Below are 18,087 nucleotides of genomic sequence, written 5' to 3'. Positions count from 1 at the left end.
TGCATTTCAGTTGAGGTTAGCTATTTACGCAAAGCGCTTCTCCGAATGCTGTCTACGGCAGATGAGATCATTGGAGAGGAAGTGTAAGATATTCGAAACTTGTACGCATTCTGCAGGCATAGAGATCCCACTGACCGATTTTTCGAAGCAAAGCGGACAAGGCCATCAACCTCAAATCGCTGTCGAACCTGCGGAGCTGCAAGGCGCAATGTTGGAATGGTCTAAGAAACCACCAGACACGCGCCCCCTTCGGCCGGCATAGATCGGATTGCTGATCAAATGATGGATGTGTTCGCGATCAAAGAACTTACCGCCTGTCACGCGCCCACCCGGGCGTTCCCGGCGGCGCGAACGGAGCTCCAGTGCCCCCGCCTGCTCTTTCACATCAAGAATGGACTGATGCTCCAGATAGCGATCAAAGAGCGTCCTGATGGTCTCAGCTTCTTTGTCGTCGATTTTCAACGTTCGCCCATCCGCCTGATACCCAAGCGGAACATTCCCGCCCATCCACAGACCCTTGCGCTTAGAGGCTGCGATCTTGTCCCGGATATCTGCTGCGTAGACCTTCGTTTTTGCCCCGGACCTTAGGAAATAACGAAATCGCCCGGAACAGGGTGCTGCTTTCTGCGGCTGCCCCACAGGCAATTGACCGCGCCATTTGTTTTCTTATTCAGTCCTTTTCCAAAAGTCCTCCGGTTCGGTCACTATTCGTGTACTGCAAGATCCTAAAAGCTTTGCGGAACGCCCAATCTTCCTAGTACCCTGTCAAATCTTCAGGCTGGAAGCTTTTGGCCGCGGTTGGCTTTTTGCCCAGGATGTTTTTGAGAATGTCATTCATGGTCTTGCGATCATTGTCGAAGCCGCCATGCGTTTCACTATCGGTAATACTGGGGGCACGGCCTGCATAATGGATGGTGTGGCCGGATTTTATGGGCACTTCATCGACAAATTTCTCCATACCAAGAATCTGCATTTTCTTTTCATCCTCGAAGGCGTTGGAGACAAAATACAACAGCGACTTCCTGTAGGGTCCTACGCTGTCATTCTGTTCGCGCTGGTCGATCAAATTGTACTGAAAGAGATTTTTGACACCCGAGGCAGCACCGGGTTTTCTGATCCGGGGGCGATAGCTTTTCTTGAAGAGATCGACTGTGCAAGCCGGGGCCATCAAAGAACAGGACTCCACAGGTGTGTTAAGCGGGTTCATCACGTCCATTGCTTCTAGCAGATGGGCAATCAGGATAGAGCCGGCGCTGTGGCCAACCAGATGAACCTTGAGGGGGCTAGAGCGTTTTGAGTTGCCGTCGAGCAAAACCTTGAGAGCCTTTCGTCCTCCACCGGTAGTTTTAAAGCTCTGGTCGGCATCCCATTTCATATCGCGCCAAACGGCTGTCCCAGGTCCCCGAGCAATGGATTCAAGCACCCGATCGAAAAAGTCAGAAAGCCCGCCGACACGGGCCTCTGCCTTATCGCGCGAATTGAAGATGACGTCGGTGAGCGATTCAAAGAAGCCGGTTTCCCACATGAAGTGAATGGGGTAGATTCCGTTTCGCTTGAAAACTTCTTTCATTTTGCGCACACGGTTCGCCGAGGCCGCTGAATTGTTGAGCCCGCCATGGGCGTAGAACATCAGATGTTGATAACCACGTTCAGCAGTTGCAGCTTCATCGGCAAGAAAGTCGGCAGTTTCTTTGATGGTTGTGAGCGGTGTCGGATATTTCCCGGTTTCAACAAGCTTGCCGTCATCGAGATGAATGACGTGACCGATGATGTCTTCGTGGCGCGGGGCGCGAACGTTTTGCGTGCCAAAGAGGCTTTCGCTTTCCGGCGTCGGCTCGGTTACGGTGAGATCGAAGGCATCGGGTGTTGGCACGGAAAGGCGCAGAACCCAAGCGTCCATGATGGTGGCAGCCCAATCCTCATAGCGCCATCTGGCGATGCCGGAGCGATCGCCGAACCCACCCCAGGTCTCACCCCATGAATTTTGAATGAGAAACCCCCTATCGTCATAGCCGACAATGATGAAGGCGTGACCGCCTTCGGTCAGATGAGAAGGCTTGATGTCGCCTTTTGACGGATTTTGCCATCCTCGATGGATTTGCGCGGAAACGTAAATCACACCAGCTTCATTGAGCGCGGCGTGGTAGTCGATTATTTCCGGGCGCAGACGATAATAGGCGCCAAGGCCGATATTGCGGGCGTCTTTGGCGTGTTTGACGGTGAGGAACCAATTGTTTTGACCGTCCTTATAAGGGGCCACGTCTTCGCTGCAGGCCCCATTGTTGTAGAAGCCTTTGAGCGCTCCGCGAATGCTGGAGCCTTCATAGTCCTCACCTGGCCACTCGTCATTGATCTTGGCCATTTCATACAGCATTCGGGGACTTGCCATTGGAACAAAGGCGGTCGGATCGATGCGTTGATGACGGACCCGGTTCATCAACGTGATGGCGCTTGAGAGTGCAAAACCGGTGCAGGCACCTTCCTGACCCTGATCTCGGATTGGGCTCATGTCGGCTGCTGGCGGATCCAACTTCAAGGCAAGGTCAAGCAGAGCGGGTTCATAGATGCGATCGCGCAAGTCGGTTGCGTCCGGTTGGACATTGAGGACCCTGTTGGCCAGTCTTGGAGCGGCATCAAGGGTTTTGGAGGAATCGACTGCTTTCTTTGGAGTTGTTTTTTTGGACTTGCGTGATTTTGTAGGGCGCTTGCTCACGGGGAATCCCTCCGGCTGGGTTTGCTTAACATCCTGTTCTTCAAACATATATTTGATCAATATTTGCCGGAACACTGTAGCCCAGAATAGTCACCCGCGCAAAAGAGTGTTTCCTGATAAAGGCTATGACCGTTTGCGGTGAAACTGGTTGCCGCCCAGTTTCAAGTGCTTAAGCGCCAAAGTTCGCCCTAATCACAGCGCCGCCGGTCCCTATGGCAAGGGTGGCCCAGACCGGCCGTTGATCGCGTTCAAATGCATAGTGCTGTATATTCCGAAAGCGGGCTTTCACGCGTCCTGCAACCCTTTGGGCTCTCGCTGGGCAATTCAAATTGTCTCGCAGAATACCTTGGCCCGTCTATTCAAACGCCTTGGTTCACTGGTTTGCTTGTATATCATGCTATGAAACAGTGCGGCCGTGCAGACTACACAAACTTTGGCGCTCTTCTGCCGAATGTCGTTAATGCCCGCCATCAATGATCTCTCCTGGCCTGAAGCGTACATTGAGCTTCTGCCGCTGATAACTGACCGCTGATCAGTAAAGGATGAAAAGTACTTTCACCGTCAGCTAAGTGCCGGCCAGTCCCGTGCCCTTGACGATACTAAAACGGCAGAGGACAGGTTTGTCAGTGATCTACAGGTAGCTGGATTGCCGGATTGATCCTCGTCTCAGATCGTTTGTGCCGTACAGCAACCAGCGTTTCGCGGCCAAATTGTCGAAGATTTCCAAAATATGTGCTGGCTTGCAGAACATGCCAACGCCATTGCAGCTTGCGGGCCATCAACACCAGTGCGACCTTTCCTGCAACGAATCGAAACAACGGTCGGAAATGGCTACATGCAGAACAAAAAAATCTTAGCTGTTGTTGCAGCGCTGTCCATCGCTGCCGGGTGTTCGGCACAGTTTGATGCGGCAAACAAGATAGGAAACCTCCCCGAGACCGTTGTCGCCCTGGCCGCACCCGGACAGGATTTGACGACGGCACGACTGGTTCCGCAGGACAACTGCTATTGGTATGACTACAGCGGACCGGTCGAAACAACGCTGGTGCCCCTGCGCGCAACAAGTGGCGGCCAGATCTGCGCCGCGCGTGAAGCGTAAGGACAGGTGATCAATAACCACCCTATCCCGTGTCGCTTTTCAGCCAGAAACCGTGTCCTCGGCAGAATACAAATACGCAGTCGAGCCCACTTTTACAGTTGGATAGAGGTCGTTGATATGGGCCATGATCATGCGAACGCAGCCTGAGCTGGCGCGTCCGCCAATGCTTCGGGATTGCGGCGTGCCATGGATCCTCAGGTAGGTGTCGCGGTTGCCAACATACAGATAAAGCGCTCGGGACCCCAGCGCATTGGTCGGCCCGGGATCCATCCCATCCCTGAATTGCGCATACTCCGGATTGCGCTCGATCATGGACGCTGTTGGGGTCCAACGCGGCCATTTAACCTTGCGCCGGATCGTATACGTTCCCGGCTCGTACAAATTTCCGCGCGCTATGGCGACGCCATAACGCATCGCCGTGCCACCCTCTTCGATATGATAGAGATACCGCGCTACCGCATCGACATGAATATCACCAGGCACTAGGCCATCATTCGCGGTGACCCGTCGTGGCAGAAAACGTTCGTGTACTCCCCAAGGATTTGTCGTGGCGGCATCATACCCAGGCGGTGTGACCTGGGCGTCCCAGGCAGATTTTTGCGAACCCGTTGGCCAAGTATTAGCCAACAGCGGGCTGGATACCGACGCTGAAAACAGCGCGGTGGTTGTTTGTATGAAATGGCGTCTCGTCAGCATGGTCCAGGTCCAGATCTTCAATCATGTTCTGCCGGCGCAACAGCCCAGCAATCAAAGGATAACAATAATGCCTTTAGAAGCTAGAGCTTCAAGTGGTTTCTCAGCTTGTCCAGGTTGACAATTGACCTCAGTGTCTGCGCAAAGAAGTGTTTGTTCAAACATTTGCCCCGAAAGCGGCCATTGAATGACTGGATAAAGGCATTCTGCATCGGATGTAGCGCGGCATTGTTCGATCCTTCGCCCACTAAGATTCGTTTCAGACCGTTGTTCTCATCCTCCGGTGACCGTAACTTTTTCGCATCCAGCATGTTCATACCGGCAGACTTCGCTTTGTACTTGTAGAATGTGTCATCGCTGATCTTGTGTGCGACAGCGCTGCAAAGGGGTCAGATTTACAAAACACAAATGTCCGGCATAGCCCGAATCGCGGCCAGATCCTGCTCATAAAGATCCGTAAACGCATCAACTACGTCAGCATTCCAACCAGGCAGATCGAGTTCTTCTTCGATCTTCTCCGGGCGGGCGTATTCTTCCAAAACACCTGCCATCTCTTCCCGGCGGTTGTTCGGATCGATGGTTTCCCCTTTTCTCACAATATCCAATACATGCCGTTGTCCTGTTTCCGTCAGAAGGGACGACAGGAAGGCAAATTCATCATGAACCGGAGCTCCATCAGGCAATCCGGCCATTGTGCGGATGATATCCCCCCAAATCAGCGGAGAATGCTCATTCTCCCACAGAGTCAGTTGGACCTGAGGTGCAAGATCCCGTAGGTCTTCGATCATACTCAGCCAGCTGAGGCAGCTTAAATCGGTACTGGCCAGAATGTCCTGTCGATGATCCTCGTGGATGGACATCAGGATCTTTGGAATAAAAATCCCCGGGTTCACTAACCCTGCGAACACTTTGACCTGAGCGCCATCAAGCAGAGATTCCGTATAAGCCGTTCTTTTTCCAGCAAATGGATAGATCTGACCGTGTTGCAGCGCGGTGCGCCTAGGTCCAAAGAACTTGTCGCTCGACAAAATTAATCGGTCCGGATTTTGATCTCCGGTAAAAAGCCCATTCAGATTGTTCCGTACTTCTGCGTTGGGCGAGCCCTGCAAAATCGAGTCAGATATCACTTTGACGAATTGACGGGATCGACGCGGCCCCAAAGCTGCAGTATTGTAATCCGCCAAAGATCGCTTGTTCGCCATAAGCGACGACGACACCAGCCCTTCATCCGTAAAGGCCACCCCGGCGTGGATAGCAACCTGCATCTCGTTTCCTTCGTCCTCAGGCTTTTCTGCATAGTCGCACCCGCTACTTCCAGTGAGATGTTTGCAACGGATTAACCGTACGTATTTGCACTTTCTCAGGAAATCGAGCAATCCCCAAGTTTGGGTTAAAATTGAGGCTTGAAGTCCTCAGCCAGAGGAAGTAATCGACAGCTAGCGCCCCTATAGCTCAGCTGGTAGAGCAACTGATTTGTAATCAGTAGGTCCGCGGTTCGAGTCCGTGTGGGGGCACCAACTAAATTCAAAATATTTATGCAATTCAATATTTTAAGCGCATTTGTATATCTTCAGACCACCTTATAGACCACCTTTCGATGGCTGTTGGATGAAGTTAGTCTTTTAATTGTACGATTTATCCAATTACGGCTGACGAACAGGTTGCAAAGTGCTGTAAACCTTCCCCAAAGGCCCGATTCCAATCAATATCCTGAAAAATTGGTCAGGAACACAAAAGTTTGCTGCGCAGCGAGACATGCACGCAAACTTCACAAAAGCGGTCGAGGCGGATGTTCGCCAAGGAGTTTTGCCATTTGGGCGATCATGGTCGCGCGATCCACCGGGGATTGAAAAAGGGTGATAGGGACGGTGTCTGAGGGGAAGCGATGCTGCTTGAATGTCCCGTCAGCTTCGATGGCTGTCTTCATTGGTGATGGCCCGAACTAGAGGTGAGCCGATCCCCAATATCGAACGCTGGGCCGGCCCGATGGTTGCGCTCGAGCCGATATTCGGTGCCGCTGCACGGGGTGCAAAACCACGAAAACAGGTAGTAGCGTCTTGAAATCAGGTACTTACTGCGGCGTGGTGCATTTCATCGGGTTGTGCGCCTCACTGATACGACAGTGGCATGTCATCTGCCGCCCGGGCATTGGCATTGGGATCAAGAGTGAGGTGCGGGAAACTGCGATGACGGCTGGAGGGCGCGGACCGGGCAGCGGTCCGCGCATTTTGCTTCATTGCCGCCAAAGTAAATAGTAGCAAAGAGTAGTTGCGGCGCCAATAACCAGGTCGCAAACTCCAAGCATCTTAAGAGCCGTTATGACGGCTAGCGCCAGGTAAGGCCACTTGCGGGTCGGAGGGAAACGGGTATTTTCTTTCGGCATTCTAGTGCTCCTGTTTGAATGCCGTTCCGGAACGGGCTTCTGCGCTGCTCCAGTCTTTCAAGAATTCATCCGAGGCGTTATGGACCAAAAACCGTCAAATCCGCTCACTGACCCCGAACTTTACCCCCGCCTAGCCAGATTGATGGTTCGCGACATGGCCCGACTCGCACTTAGTGTTGAGCAATTGAGGGACAGAATGTTGAAGATCAACGGGTGGCACAAAGGTAGTGTTTCTACACTGAACCGATACCTCTCTGGGACGGGCGGCCACAAAATTACGAGTCAAACTTTGGGACTAATTGGGCAAGCCTTGGAGTGGTCCGACGAAGACATGAATTGGGTACTTTACGGTGAAAGCGCCCCAACAATAATTCTGCGCCATGATATTGATCGCATTGTAGAAGCGATTCAATCAGCGCATAGCGCCGAGCAACAAGAACGATCAATAAAAGGATTGGCCTCCCTATATTTGGCTACTTTGTGGGGAGGAAACCTTGCGGGCCAGATACATCACTTTGATCGAACGCGCTCAGATGAGGAGGTTGTAAACGTTCTATTTCAGTTTATCGGTACGACAATTGTCTCTTCTTTCGAGTTTGAGGACACTGAAGATTGGTCCATCGTTGTCTATAGAGCTAGCATCACCGACGAAACTGCCATTGAGCTCGTTCCGATTGCTCACATTTCGGATCCTGAGAAACCGTTGGAATCTATCCCGAGTATGCGGCCGGGCGAAGGCCTAATTGGAAGGTGTTTTAATGAGAACAACGAGGTTTCAAGTGATCAAGTTGGATCAATACAAAGAAGCGGAGTGTCTGGAGAGACGTCAACTTCCGAGGTGAATGACAATTGGCTTTGGCGATCAGCTTTTGCCTGCCCAGTGTTTTTGGAGTCACAAGACTTGGCTCCATGGGGTGTTGTTGCAGCCGCAAGTTCAAATGAAGAACGATTTCTTGGGGAGGGAGGAATTCCTAAGGAGGCTGTGCGTGCCATCTCGAACATGACTGCCAATATAATCTCAGCCAACTCAGAGTAGTCAAAGTACAGTTTCCTTGCTGCACCGCAAAATCCGACGGCAGGCACAGGTGAAAAATGCGATGGTTCGAGGTGTGAATTTTTATTGATGTTTCCGAGGCCACGACCGTCTTTCTGTGTCTCCAAGGAGGGGCCCAATAAGCTGGAGGTAGGCGGCACCTCGCTATCGAGCGTAAACTCAAACGCTACGTCCTGACCGGATTTCCTTGTCCTGTTGATTTGTCCCACGTAAGCCAATTCGTCACTTCTGCCCTCTTCCATAAAGAGGCAAGGAAGTGACGTAAGTTGATCAAGCAGCAGGGATGCCCCAATTGCAACAATGCGCAGGTAGCGGACTTTGCAAACTCACGATAATGGAGGTGCCGCGACAGGCGTCAACGGCCGAAAGCCGACCTCGCCCCGTGGCCAACTGCTGCGGTGCAGCTTCATCAAACCGGCCATTCGCTGCAGACGCGACGTTTAGAACTGCTCAAACCAAATGGTACCGATGGTTGCGGCAGCGCGGAGATTGGCAGGCGTGAACCCATTCTCGCAAAAACCTGTGATGCTGCGAACGTCCTCGTTTCGATCATGGATGAGGTTACCATCCATGATCGAACTTCATTTAAGTAACTGTACAGAGTTAAGCCATCAACCCGGACAGCTCAGCGGCAGTGTCGGCAAAAACCCCTGCAAAGTCTGTCGCCTCTCGCTCTGTTTGACCACCGTGCTTCAGAAAGGCCTTGATGATCGCCTGCGTTTTTTCTTCTCGAGCGCGTTCAAGAAAATGACGAAGTTCAAGCTCTGCTCCCGCAGCTTCATCTCTGATCGAAACCGCAACAATCTCCTTGTACATGACGATGTCGCGTAGTTCCAAGTTTCTGATCGCACCAAGAATTCCATCGAGAAACGTATCTACCTCCGATTTGGGTACAAACTTGGTTATGACATTCACCGCCTCAGCTTCCTCTGACGAAAGATCCGCGCCTGTCAGCAGAGCTTGCAATGCTTTGTTTTTTCCCATGCGCCGGGCGAATTGCACCGCGCCTTGACCGCCGGTTGGAATGTTGACCCCAATTTCAGGCTGCGCGAAGGCTGCATTTTCTGTGCCGTAAGCAAAATCGCAGGCCATGATAAACTCATTGCCACCGCCACGCGCGATACCGTCCACTACGGCAATCGACACCTGTTTCATGGCTTTGATTCTGCTGATCATGTGGCTGAATTCGATGATCCCAGCCTGACCGCCCGGAGTGCCATTGATCGTGTTCAAATCAAGATGGGCAACGAAGAAATGCGGGTTCGCGGAGTGGAACACGACTGCCTTTGTTTCCCTGTCGTCTTTCAGCGACAGGATGAAAGCGTTCATTTCATTGATGACATCTACCGTCCATATATTTGCTGGCGGGTTATCGATGACCACCGAAGCAACACCGTCCTGCGTCTTGATATGCAGCTTGCTCATTTTGAAGCTCCTAAGAAGTTTCTGACCAATTGAGAAGTGGCCGGCTCTCGCCATTTTCCACGGCCAGCGTGTCTGGCTGTCGCTACACATAGAAATTTTTTTACAGTTGTAAGGTTTTTTATTTTACATTTGAATTTCGCTGGAATCCAATGGTAGGAAGTGTTTTCAGGTAAGTAGCTGAAAAGCAGAGCTAACCACTCAAAACACCGGCAAGTCTGGAGTTCTTAATGGCCAAACCCCGAAACCGTTTGGATGACGCAAGCGAGCGTGCGCATGCAAAGGTCAATAAGTTTGCGAGTCGTCAGGCAGAACTTGCAAATGCCGCACTGACTACGCTCGCTGAATTGGGGTACGCCCGAACGTCACTGAGAGACATCGCGGACAATACCGATTTCTCACACGGTGTCCTGCGCTACTACTTCAACGACAAGGATGACCTCATCGTTCAATGCATCCGGCAGTACAAATCGGTATGCGTGCGCCGCTATGATCTGGCTATCGAGACTGCGGGAACTCAAGAAGATCTGCTCAACGCCTTTCTCCAAAAGCTCACCGAAACCTTGTTGAACGAAACCAAAATACATCGCCTTTGGTACGATCTTCGTTCGCAAGCTTTGTTTGACAAGGTGCTTTGGACAGATGTGAAGCAAATTGACTCTGATTTGGAAAACATGGTCTGGAGAATAATTGAGCGCTATGCGCGTTTGGGAAACAGCACACCAAAACTCACGCCCAATGCGGCGTATGCCGCTATTGATGGTCTTTTTCAGGCGGCTTTGGTACGCTTTGTCTCTGGCGAAGAGGATGCTGACACTGAACTGGCAGATGAATTGCGCAAGCTGATGCGCGTCATCGTGTGAGACCTATGCCGCAACTCTTGGTGGCAGCGAGCACCAGATCTACTACAAAGTTTCGAACGTTACGCCTCGTTGCATTGACCATCTGCGAACCGGAAAAGGCAACGACTCTATCACCGAACCATCCGTTGGCAGCAGCACTTGTCTATCGATTTGTTGGTTACGGCTCAAAAAGTCGTAATTGTAGAAAAGCCGCATCGCTGTTATGCCCGAAATTCCTATATCAGACACATTTGCAAACATGATTAGGGTCAGGACTCGTAGCCAATAGATGACGAGAGCTGCGAGGGCGATTGCTGAGAGGAAGACCTTGGGGCACCTGTCGTAACGGGTTGCCACACGGCGCCAATCCTTAAGCCTGCCAAACATGATCTCGATCCGGTTGCGGCGTTTGTATCGGCGCTTGTCGTACTTCACCGTTGTCTTGCGCTGCTTCCGACCGGGGATAACGTGGGGTAACACCTTAGTGGAAGGCTTAAGTATTTAAAACCTATAGATATATTGTGCAGTAGTGGCGGAGACGAAGTCCTGCGCACTTAACACATAACATATTGTTAAAAATCATTTATATCTTATTGATTTGCACCCATACCACAGAAAATACCTCACAATTGTCCTTTTATCAGTCAGCGAATAGCTCACGTCCCAGCAATGGGAACTTAAGGACAAACCGCAATCTAAACCTGCCCATCGACATGACCTCACGAGTCGCGTCTTCCACGAGAACATGCACCGGGGCTAGACCAGTTCAGTTGGGGACGCTCAAAATCACGGCTTAAGCGGTCTTTTGGTTTTAGGAGTAGTAGAGAAAGCAGGGTCATTTTTGTCTGACATATTTCCGTGTAAATGAAGCCTACTGCTTTGAATGAAATCATCTATAACTGGAGTGGGCTCGGGAGCAGCATGAGGGCGTTGAGCATACCATTCCTCGGCTTCCTGCAACTCTGCTTCAGTCAACAATCTATCCGCGCTGCGGTCAGCGTCGTCCCAAACCCTCGCCCGATCGCCAAGCCGTGTATGGTACTTTATCCAGTCGTAGTCCGACGCCAGCAACTGAGCCAATGAAATCTTGTGGTCACGGCTTTCAAGATTGAAGCAACCGGATCCGGGCATAATCTGCCTAGCCCTGACTTCTTTTGGAACCAAATTCAGCGGGACGTCTTCAATAAAAATTGGTACAAGCTTCTTTTTTAACTCTTCAATTTGCCTCAGCTCCCAATTGCACCAATAGGATTTAATCGATGGCGGACTTATAAGCCATATTACTACGTCAGCTTGCTCGATCAAATACCGAAGTTCTTTTTTCCATTCTTCTCCAAAGGGGATGTTGCGAGAATCGTAAATGACCTCAAATCTTTGGCTCTCTAAAAAGATCTTGAAGTCTTCCATCTCTTCCTTGTTGTCTCTAGAATAGCTAATGAAAACCTTTATCCTGCCGTGCTGGATCGGCGCGCCACTCCCAATTGCCAGCCTTGTGACAGGCCGAGTTAAAGCCAAAAATATGGGGGTCATTAACATCGTCAATGCTATTACCATCAATAGTTTTTGCGATAAATCAGGCGGGATCACATTTTGTTGTGTAGAAAATGCGAGAAGTACAAACCCAAATTCACCGGCTTGTGCGAGACCTATCGTGAAAATCCAAAGATCGCGACTTGGAAGTTGGTAGAAATACCCCAATACTAATAAAATAATGCCCTTAACGACTATTAGAAGCAGAGCTAGCGCCAAAAAATTTAGAGGATCACTAAAGAACAAACCGACGTCAATACCTGCGCCCACGGTAATAAAGAACAACCCCATAAAAAGCGATTTGAACGGCTGAATAACACCGTCAATTAGGTCTCGAAAATCCGAATTTGCCAATACTAGACCTGCAACAAATGCACCAAGCGCAGGTGGAAGTCCAACAAGGCTCATGAGGAATGAAATGCCGACAACAACACTGAGGGCTAGAGCCGTCTGCATCTCACGTTTATTGCCTGTTGAGACAAATCGAAACAGTGGATTTGCAAAAAATCTGCCAAACAAAATGATAAAGGCAACTGCACCAATAGTAATCATTGTAACGCCCCATCCGGGAAGACCTTCAATCAAAGAGAGATTGCCATGTGCGTACTCATCGAAATCAGCAACACGGCGGTCCATCGAACCATCTTCTGAAATAAGGGGTAGTGGCGGCAGTGCCAGTAAAGGCAAGAAGGCGAGTATCGGTATTACTGCAAAGTCTTGCATAAGCAGCACAGAGAATGCGGCGCGACCACCACTTGAATGTAACTGACTGGTTTCCGAGAGCGTCTGCAAGACAATTGCTGTAGAAGAGAGGCACAGGGTCAGAGCAACGGCGAGAGACACGCTCCACGGATGGCCCGCAAGCGATGTCAGCAGCATAATGACCACCGTTGTAAAAATAATCTGACTGCCGCCTAATCCCAAAAGTGAGTAACGCGTGTTCCAAAGCTCAATTGGTGCAATGCTTAAGCCAATTAGGAACAACATCATAACGACGCCAAATTCAGCAACGTGTTGAAGCGATTCACTCTCAGGCCCGACCAAGCCAAAAATTGGTCCAATGACGACTCCTGCGAGTAAATAACCTAACACAGAACCGAGGCCGACTCGATTCAAGACAGATACGGTTAGGACTGCGGCAAACAAATAGACTGTAGCTTGGTAAAGGAACTCATTCATAAATTCATTGCCCATTTAAGGCGATATGCAAAAAATTGATGTATCACGTCCGATGGTATCAAATTGAGCACAAATTGCACGTAAGAACAAAGGTGTGCCTTGTGCGAAGAATCAATCCTGTAATGAGTAAGGGGTTTTGTGGCCTTGGATCACAAATTTTCAATTTGAATTCAACCACTTCAAGACTGGGCGCTGGATCCATTGATTTGGTCGCAGACGACGCGCCCAGCTGATTCAAGCTTCTGAATTTCAGAGGGCGTGATGAGCGACTTGTTTTGTTTAACCGACGAGCAGATGGCCCGGTTGAGACCGCACTTTCCGAAAAGTCATGGCAAGCCACGTGTTGACGACCGGCGTGTGTTGAGCGGTATGGATCTTCATCAACCGCAATGGCTCGAGACGGTCGGATGCTCCGAGGGAGTAGGTGCAGGACGTCGGTATGCCTAACGCTAACTTATAGAGCGGTGAAGCATGCCGCTAACCGGAGATAAATGGGTCCTGAGCCCAGCACTTCGACAGAAAAAGCTTGAATGACCATCATCAATAGTTTTGATAAGGTTCAGCTCGAAACAATTCGATTTGTTGAATCTTGGCATGAACTTGGGTTCAGTAAATCGCTGAATGCCGAAGAATGGTGAGACCTGGATTATTGAAATGCAGATCGCGGGCGGCCTCTACACAGAAATCTGCGTTGTTCCGAGCTGGCACGAGGAGTTCGGATCTGGAGGAAGGGCGGCCGCCGCTGTTTCTAAGCTCTCACCAGGAAGTGTGCTTCACACATATGCAAAGTGTGACAAACAGGCAGGTATCGATAGGCTTAAAGCGCTTGGAATAGAGATCCGACGATCACCCTGTCAAAATGGGGTAGTGTTTGCTTATTTTCACCCTCTTTCGACGCCTCACATTGAACCAACGCCAGCCAAAATATTTCAAAATGACCCAATCCATCTGGAGGGCAAGGCAGTTTTGCGGTTTGGTTTCTTGGATGGAGATGCCATCGTTAAAGCTGAGCGAGCGGTGTATGATCCACAAACCTCCAAAAGTCCCGCTCCATTCTACAGGAACGGCTCAACAGCGAAAGAACTCGCTCTTATTGTAAACGCAGCGGAGGCAATATCGATCGCTCCGAAACTCAACGCTTTAGAGGCGTGTAGAGAGATTGTTTCAACACACTTTGCCAATGTAGTCGTCCTAAAAAGAGGGCCATTCGGAGCCGTTGTTTTTGAGGACAACGGATCGGAGCGATCCATTCCGGCTTACCGATCCGATAGTGTATTTAAAATTGGAACTGGGGACGTTTTCAGTGCCATTTTCGCCTACTATTGGGCCGAAGAACAAAGACCCCCCGCCGAGGCCGCTGATTTAGCATCACAGTATGTTTCTCTTTATGTTGCCACACGGAGTCTACCAGAACAAAACTTTGGTGACGTCAAATTGGTATCAGTTGGGCAGACTAACGCGCTGCCACTTCGGCTAGAGGGGAAGGTTGATACAATTGGTAGACGTTATACTCTGGAGGAGGCATGTTTTCGCCTTAGGGAGTTGGGGGCGGAGGTTGTTTGCCCATTGATTGATGGACCTAGAAGTTTTGACGAAGATTGGGGATCGCTTCTTGTACTTTCAGATCAACCAGAAGAACCTGCGATACAAAGATGCATCAAAGCCGTGAGCGACGGCCGGGTTGTAACGCTGCTATTGGAGATCAGTGACCAGCATTCGATGCTGAAGCTCTTGGACGAAGGCGTGAACGTCACATCTGACTTCGCAACTGCCCTGTATCAGGCATGTTGGTCTACATAGAATGGTTGAGTAAATACTCACCCACTTAAGCAAGAACACTCTCGCGTTTATTTGAGAAACGCTGTTAAACTCTAAGGAGAGTGAATTAAGGTGTGACATTTGGCCGATATTTGTTTGATCTACTCCAGCACTGATTTCTCGCTGGTTGAGGAACTTGTGAAAATTCTAAGGCAACGTTGGACGGTCTGGTGGGATGACGATGCAACGGGCAGATTCCAAGAAGTGATACCTTCTGAAATTAAGAAAGCAGCATGTGTCTTACCAATTTGGTCGGCAGCTGCCAGATCTAGTAATCGAGTCTACAGCGAGCTTGAAATCGCAGAAAAGGCTGGCGCCGTGCTTATCCCGGCTCGCATAGAAGAATGCGAGGCTCCGGACTATCATGCAGAGTGGAGCACAGTTGATCTCATAGGTTGGGATGGCGAGGCAGACCATCCTGGGCTTCGCCAATTGCAAAGGAAGATTTCAAAGGTGGTTGCTCCCAAAAGCCCACCTGAACGAACAACCCTCTTGGCAGACAACTTATTGCGACTTCCAGTACTGTTCCATTCGACTTCAACCTACGAGACCCGGTTGGACCCATTTGAGGCGGTTGAGCTGTTAACCCTTTTTGGAACTGGAGCTACCGCCCCCAAAGACGAGACTAGGTGCCAAACAGTTCTGGTTTCTGCATACGATCTCGTCGATAGAAACTATCCAAGAGGCAAAGATAAGAAAGAGCTCCGCAAACTGAGGAACCGGATCAGAGAATTCTCCAAGCGTGGTGGATTCGTGATGGTGGACTCGGGAAACTACGAAGCAGTAAGACTCGATGACAAAACGTGGTGCCGTTCTGATTTTAGTGAGGCTTTATCGAGTATTCCTCACAACTGGGTACTTTCCTTCGACTATTCGGAACCAACTTCGCATGAGCCCCCGCAGCGAAGTATGTATTCGTCTGCTGCGAAGATCATCGAACAGTCAAAGCTTGATCAAAAACTAACCTCGGCACCCATTATTCCGATTGTTCACTCTCCAAAGGCGAAAAGTGGTTACGGGCACGACCTTCAAGACCTGCCAAAGGTTGTCAAACAAATTGCTGAAGAATTACAACCTCCGATGATTGCTGTGCCTGAGAGAGAGCTTGGCCCCGGCATTTTTGAATGCGCAACCACGCTGGGCAGCATCCGGAAAGAACTTCAGACGCTTCCTTTCTACCAACCGATTCACGTCCTGGGAACCGGAAACCCTGTCAGCATTGTGATATATACCGCCGCAGGCGCGGACAGTTTTGACGGGCTCGAGTGGTGTAGGTATGTTGTAGATGCGAAAGCTCGGACGCTTCACCATACGCAGCATTTTGATTTTTTTGAATACCAGGCCTTGATGGCAGATTCAAAGATCACTCAAGATGCAATTCGTTCGACAGGTGACGAAGATATAGGAATTTCGGGGAAAGTTGGTCTACATAATTTGGATTTTTATGCAAATTTCTTAAACGGGCTAAGAATACATACAGACGATGGAAAGTTAGAAGTCTTTGCAGAACGCGTGCTGGGCGAAGAGAAGGTCAGCCAATCCAAAACTAAAATCCCAGGACTATTTCGATGATGAGCCCCGACCAAAATAGAATTGTTGCTGCGGTTCAAGCGGTACATACCGATATCGAGCAACAGATCGCGGCTCGCAATTCGCAACTGGATGAAGCAGGATTGTGGTATGAGCTTTCTTGCTGCATTTTGAGCAGTCAAGTTCGGTATGATTTAGCCGTTTCAGCTGCTGATAGTATCGCCGAATCCGGTGTTTTGCTGAGCGGCACTCGACATGAAGACGAGTTGTGCCAAAAGCTATTGGTGCTCTTGAAGAAGCCACTCCGGGTAGGTGATCAATGGAAGAGGTACCGCTTCCCGAACAAACGGGCTGATCAGCTCTCAAAGCTTGCGGCTCGCGTCCATTTAGAAGCAGAAAATCTCAGTGAATTGTTAACTACGATCAGTGAACCAGAAGAAGCTCGAAACTGGCTGGTTACCCATGCACCGGGCATAGGGCCGAAACAGGCAAGTATGTTTCTTCGTAACATTTACCACAGTTTTGACCTCGCGATCATAGACAGACATGTGGTGGACTATATGAAGATTATGGAAATCTATGACCCTAACAACGGCTCAATCTCTACATTGCGAACATATCGAAAGCATGAGGCCGTAATGACTGCACACGCTTTGGGAATGGGTGTCAAAGTTGGACTTCTCGACTGGGCGATTTGGGTAGTAATGCGGGTCTTGAAGAATATGGAGAAGGAGCTCTTAGCCGCATGAGTATCGTCAGCCTAGTATCTGGGGGTTTGGACTCAACGCTTATGGCAAAATTGGCGGATGAAGAAGGTGTTCAACAGTTTCCGCTCTTTGTTGACTATGGCCAAATATCCCGCGATCTCGAACTTCAAGCATGTATCAATGCCATGTCAGATTTGAGCCTCCCAAAACCGAATGTCGCCAATCTTGGAGGGTATGGAGAGCTCATCCGTTCGGGTTTAACAGACAAAAGTCTCCACATTGCTGATGATGCATTTACGCCGGGTAGGAATATGTTGTTTTTGCTAACAGCGGCGGCCTACGCCAGTCAGGTCTCAGCAGATGGAGTTTCAATCGGTTTGTTGCACGAGGACACCAGCTTGTTTCCAGATCAAACAGCAAGATTTCTGAGTGAAGCTGAAAACATGTTACGATGCTGCATGGGACGCGACATAAAAGTTCTCGCCCCGCTATCAATGTTTCACAAAATAGAAGTCGTCGAACTTGCTCGTCAAAAAGGCATAAAAGACACTTACTCATGCCACGCCGGAAATCTAGAGCCGTGTGGTAAGTGCATTGCCTGCAATGAGTTCAAATTTGAAGGGGGATCATGATGGGCGGAGGCAGCGGCGGTGGTTGGAACACACTAGGCAACATCAGTGCTCTCGAAGAGAAGGCCAAACGCTCCCTACAGGGCGGAAAACGGAACGTATTCATCAGCTTTGCAACTGAAGATTTGGATGAAGTGAATTTACTCAGGGCAAATGCCAAAAATGACAATAGTGACATTGAGTTCAATGATCACTCTGTTCGAGTTCCTTACGATAGTGAGCGAGCCGAGTACATTCGGCAGAAAATCACAGAGCGTATCGAGCGCAGCTCAGTCTGTGTTGTCCATCTCTCAGACAACACTGCTCAGAGCCAATGGGTGAAGTGGGAGGTGGAGAAAAGCCTCTCTCTTGGCAAGACAGTTATTGCTACTCACACTAAAGATGGAAAACCTGCTAAGATGCCCGAATGGGTTTCGAAAAATAATCTAAAAACAGTCACTTGGTCAGACCTGCCAATTGAACTGAAGTAAGACGTTGATGGACTACTT

14 protein-coding genes, 1 tRNA gene and 3 pseudogenes are annotated in these 18,087 nt (G+C 49.9%); 10 read left to right on the top strand and 8 right to left on the bottom strand.

The window, feature by feature from the left end; all coding sequences use genetic code 11:
- Positions 1–171 precede the first annotated feature (171 nt).
- Both Q0816_RS22325 and Q0816_RS22320 read right to left on the bottom strand, forming a co-directional pair.
- Positions 172–462 carry a recombinase family protein gene (locus tag Q0816_RS22325; protein ID WP_298854781.1) on the bottom strand — a complete coding sequence of 97 codons (291 nt, stop codon included), beginning with the start codon at positions 460–462 and terminating at the stop codon, positions 172–174.
- A gap of 292 nt (positions 463–754) precedes the next feature.
- Positions 755–2,761 (bottom strand): C1 family peptidase, encoded by a 2,007-nt coding sequence (locus Q0816_RS22320; protein WP_298854779.1) that lies wholly within the window; start codon positions 2,759–2,761, stop codon positions 755–757.
- A 787-nt stretch (positions 2,762–3,548) separates the two neighbouring features.
- On the opposite strand from Q0816_RS22320, the gene Q0816_RS22315 reads away from it, so the two are divergent.
- Positions 3,549–3,812: a hypothetical protein gene (locus tag Q0816_RS22315; RefSeq protein ID WP_298854777.1), complete on the top strand. Its 264-nt coding sequence runs from the start codon at positions 3,549–3,551 to the stop codon at positions 3,810–3,812.
- 39 nt (positions 3,813–3,851) lie between these two features.
- Here the strand turns inward: Q0816_RS22315 and Q0816_RS22310 are convergent, their stop codons facing one another.
- The 3 genes and pseudogenes from Q0816_RS22310 to Q0816_RS22300 all read right to left on the bottom strand — a co-directional run bounded on the left by Q0816_RS22310 (position 3,852) and on the right by Q0816_RS22300 (position 5,770).
- On the bottom strand, positions 3,852–4,508 hold the full coding sequence (locus Q0816_RS22310; protein WP_298854775.1) for a L,D-transpeptidase: 657 nt from the start codon (positions 4,506–4,508) through the stop codon (positions 3,852–3,854).
- Between the two features lie 113 nt (positions 4,509–4,621).
- A pseudogene (locus Q0816_RS22305) lies at positions 4,622–4,720 on the bottom strand (integrase core domain-containing protein); the annotation flags it as partial.
- 180 nt (positions 4,721–4,900) lie between these two features.
- Positions 4,901–5,770, bottom strand: a complete 870-nt coding sequence (locus tag Q0816_RS22300; RefSeq protein WP_298854773.1) for a hypothetical protein — start codon at positions 5,768–5,770, stop codon at positions 4,901–4,903.
- Positions 5,771–5,946: 176 nt separating this feature from the next.
- Between Q0816_RS22300 and Q0816_RS22295 the strand changes: the two genes are divergently transcribed.
- Together Q0816_RS22295 and Q0816_RS22290 are read left to right on the top strand one after the other, a co-directional pair.
- Positions 5,947–6,022, top strand: a tRNA-Thr gene (locus Q0816_RS22295).
- Between the two features lie 1,062 nt (positions 6,023–7,084).
- A complete protein-coding gene (locus Q0816_RS22290) occupies positions 7,085–7,924 on the top strand; it encodes a hypothetical protein (protein ID WP_298854771.1) in 840 nt (279 codons plus the stop codon).
- Between the two features lie 621 nt (positions 7,925–8,545).
- On the opposite strand, the gene Q0816_RS22285 is transcribed toward Q0816_RS22290, so the two are convergent.
- The gene (locus tag Q0816_RS22285; RefSeq protein WP_298854770.1) at positions 8,546–9,367 is read right to left on the bottom strand and encodes an enoyl-CoA hydratase/isomerase family protein; all 822 of its coding nucleotides are present in this window, start codon (positions 9,365–9,367) and stop codon (positions 8,546–8,548) included.
- 227 nt (positions 9,368–9,594) lie between these two features.
- Here Q0816_RS22285 and Q0816_RS22280 point away from each other — a divergent pair, with 227 nt between their 5' ends.
- Positions 9,595–10,227 carry a TetR/AcrR family transcriptional regulator gene (locus tag Q0816_RS22280; RefSeq protein WP_298854768.1) on the top strand — a complete coding sequence of 211 codons (633 nt, stop codon included), beginning with the start codon at positions 9,595–9,597 and terminating at the stop codon, positions 10,225–10,227.
- Positions 10,228–10,485: 258 nt separating this feature from the next.
- Here Q0816_RS22280 and Q0816_RS22275 read toward each other — a convergent pair.
- Positions 10,486–10,671, bottom strand: a pseudogene (locus tag Q0816_RS22275) (transposase); the annotation flags it as partial.
- Between the two features lie 321 nt (positions 10,672–10,992).
- The gene (locus tag Q0816_RS22270; protein WP_298854811.1) at positions 10,993–12,915 is read right to left on the bottom strand and encodes a cation:proton antiporter; all 1,923 of its coding nucleotides are present in this window, start codon (positions 12,913–12,915) and stop codon (positions 10,993–10,995) included.
- Between the two features lie 261 nt (positions 12,916–13,176).
- On the opposite strand from Q0816_RS22270, the pseudogene Q0816_RS22265 reads away from it, so the two are divergent.
- The 6 genes and pseudogenes from Q0816_RS22265 to Q0816_RS22240 form a co-directional block, all read left to right on the top strand.
- Positions 13,177–13,336 (top strand): annotated as a pseudogene (locus Q0816_RS22265) (transposase); the annotation flags it as partial.
- 200 nt (positions 13,337–13,536) lie between these two features.
- A complete protein-coding gene (locus Q0816_RS22260; RefSeq protein WP_298854766.1) occupies positions 13,537–14,715 on the top strand; it encodes a carbohydrate kinase family protein in 1,179 nt (392 codons plus the stop codon).
- A gap of 99 nt (positions 14,716–14,814) precedes the next feature.
- Positions 14,815–16,305: a toll/interleukin-1 receptor domain-containing protein gene (locus Q0816_RS22255; RefSeq protein ID WP_298854764.1), complete on the top strand. Its 1,491-nt coding sequence runs from the start codon at positions 14,815–14,817 to the stop codon at positions 16,303–16,305.
- Positions 16,302–17,012, top strand: a complete 711-nt coding sequence (locus Q0816_RS22250) for a hypothetical protein (RefSeq protein ID WP_298854762.1) — start codon at positions 16,302–16,304, stop codon at positions 17,010–17,012. The genes Q0816_RS22255 and Q0816_RS22250 overlap by 4 nt, the downstream gene beginning before the upstream one ends.
- Positions 17,009–17,602, top strand: a complete 594-nt coding sequence (locus Q0816_RS22245; RefSeq protein WP_298854761.1) for a 7-cyano-7-deazaguanine synthase — start codon at positions 17,009–17,011, stop codon at positions 17,600–17,602. Before Q0816_RS22250 ends, Q0816_RS22245 begins: the two co-directional genes overlap by 4 nt.
- A complete protein-coding gene (locus tag Q0816_RS22240) occupies positions 17,602–18,069 on the top strand; it encodes a TIR domain-containing protein (protein WP_298854759.1) in 468 nt (155 codons plus the stop codon). The genes Q0816_RS22245 and Q0816_RS22240 overlap by 1 nt, the downstream gene beginning before the upstream one ends.
- Positions 18,070–18,087 lie beyond the last annotated feature (18 nt).

Origin of the sequence: uncultured Ruegeria sp., assembly GCF_947497005.1 — a bacterium.
Classification (GTDB): domain Bacteria; phylum Pseudomonadota; class Alphaproteobacteria; order Rhodobacterales; family Rhodobacteraceae; genus Ruegeria.
The sequence above is the reverse complement of the archived record's forward strand: the minus strand, read 5'-3'. Positions and strand labels throughout refer to the sequence as shown.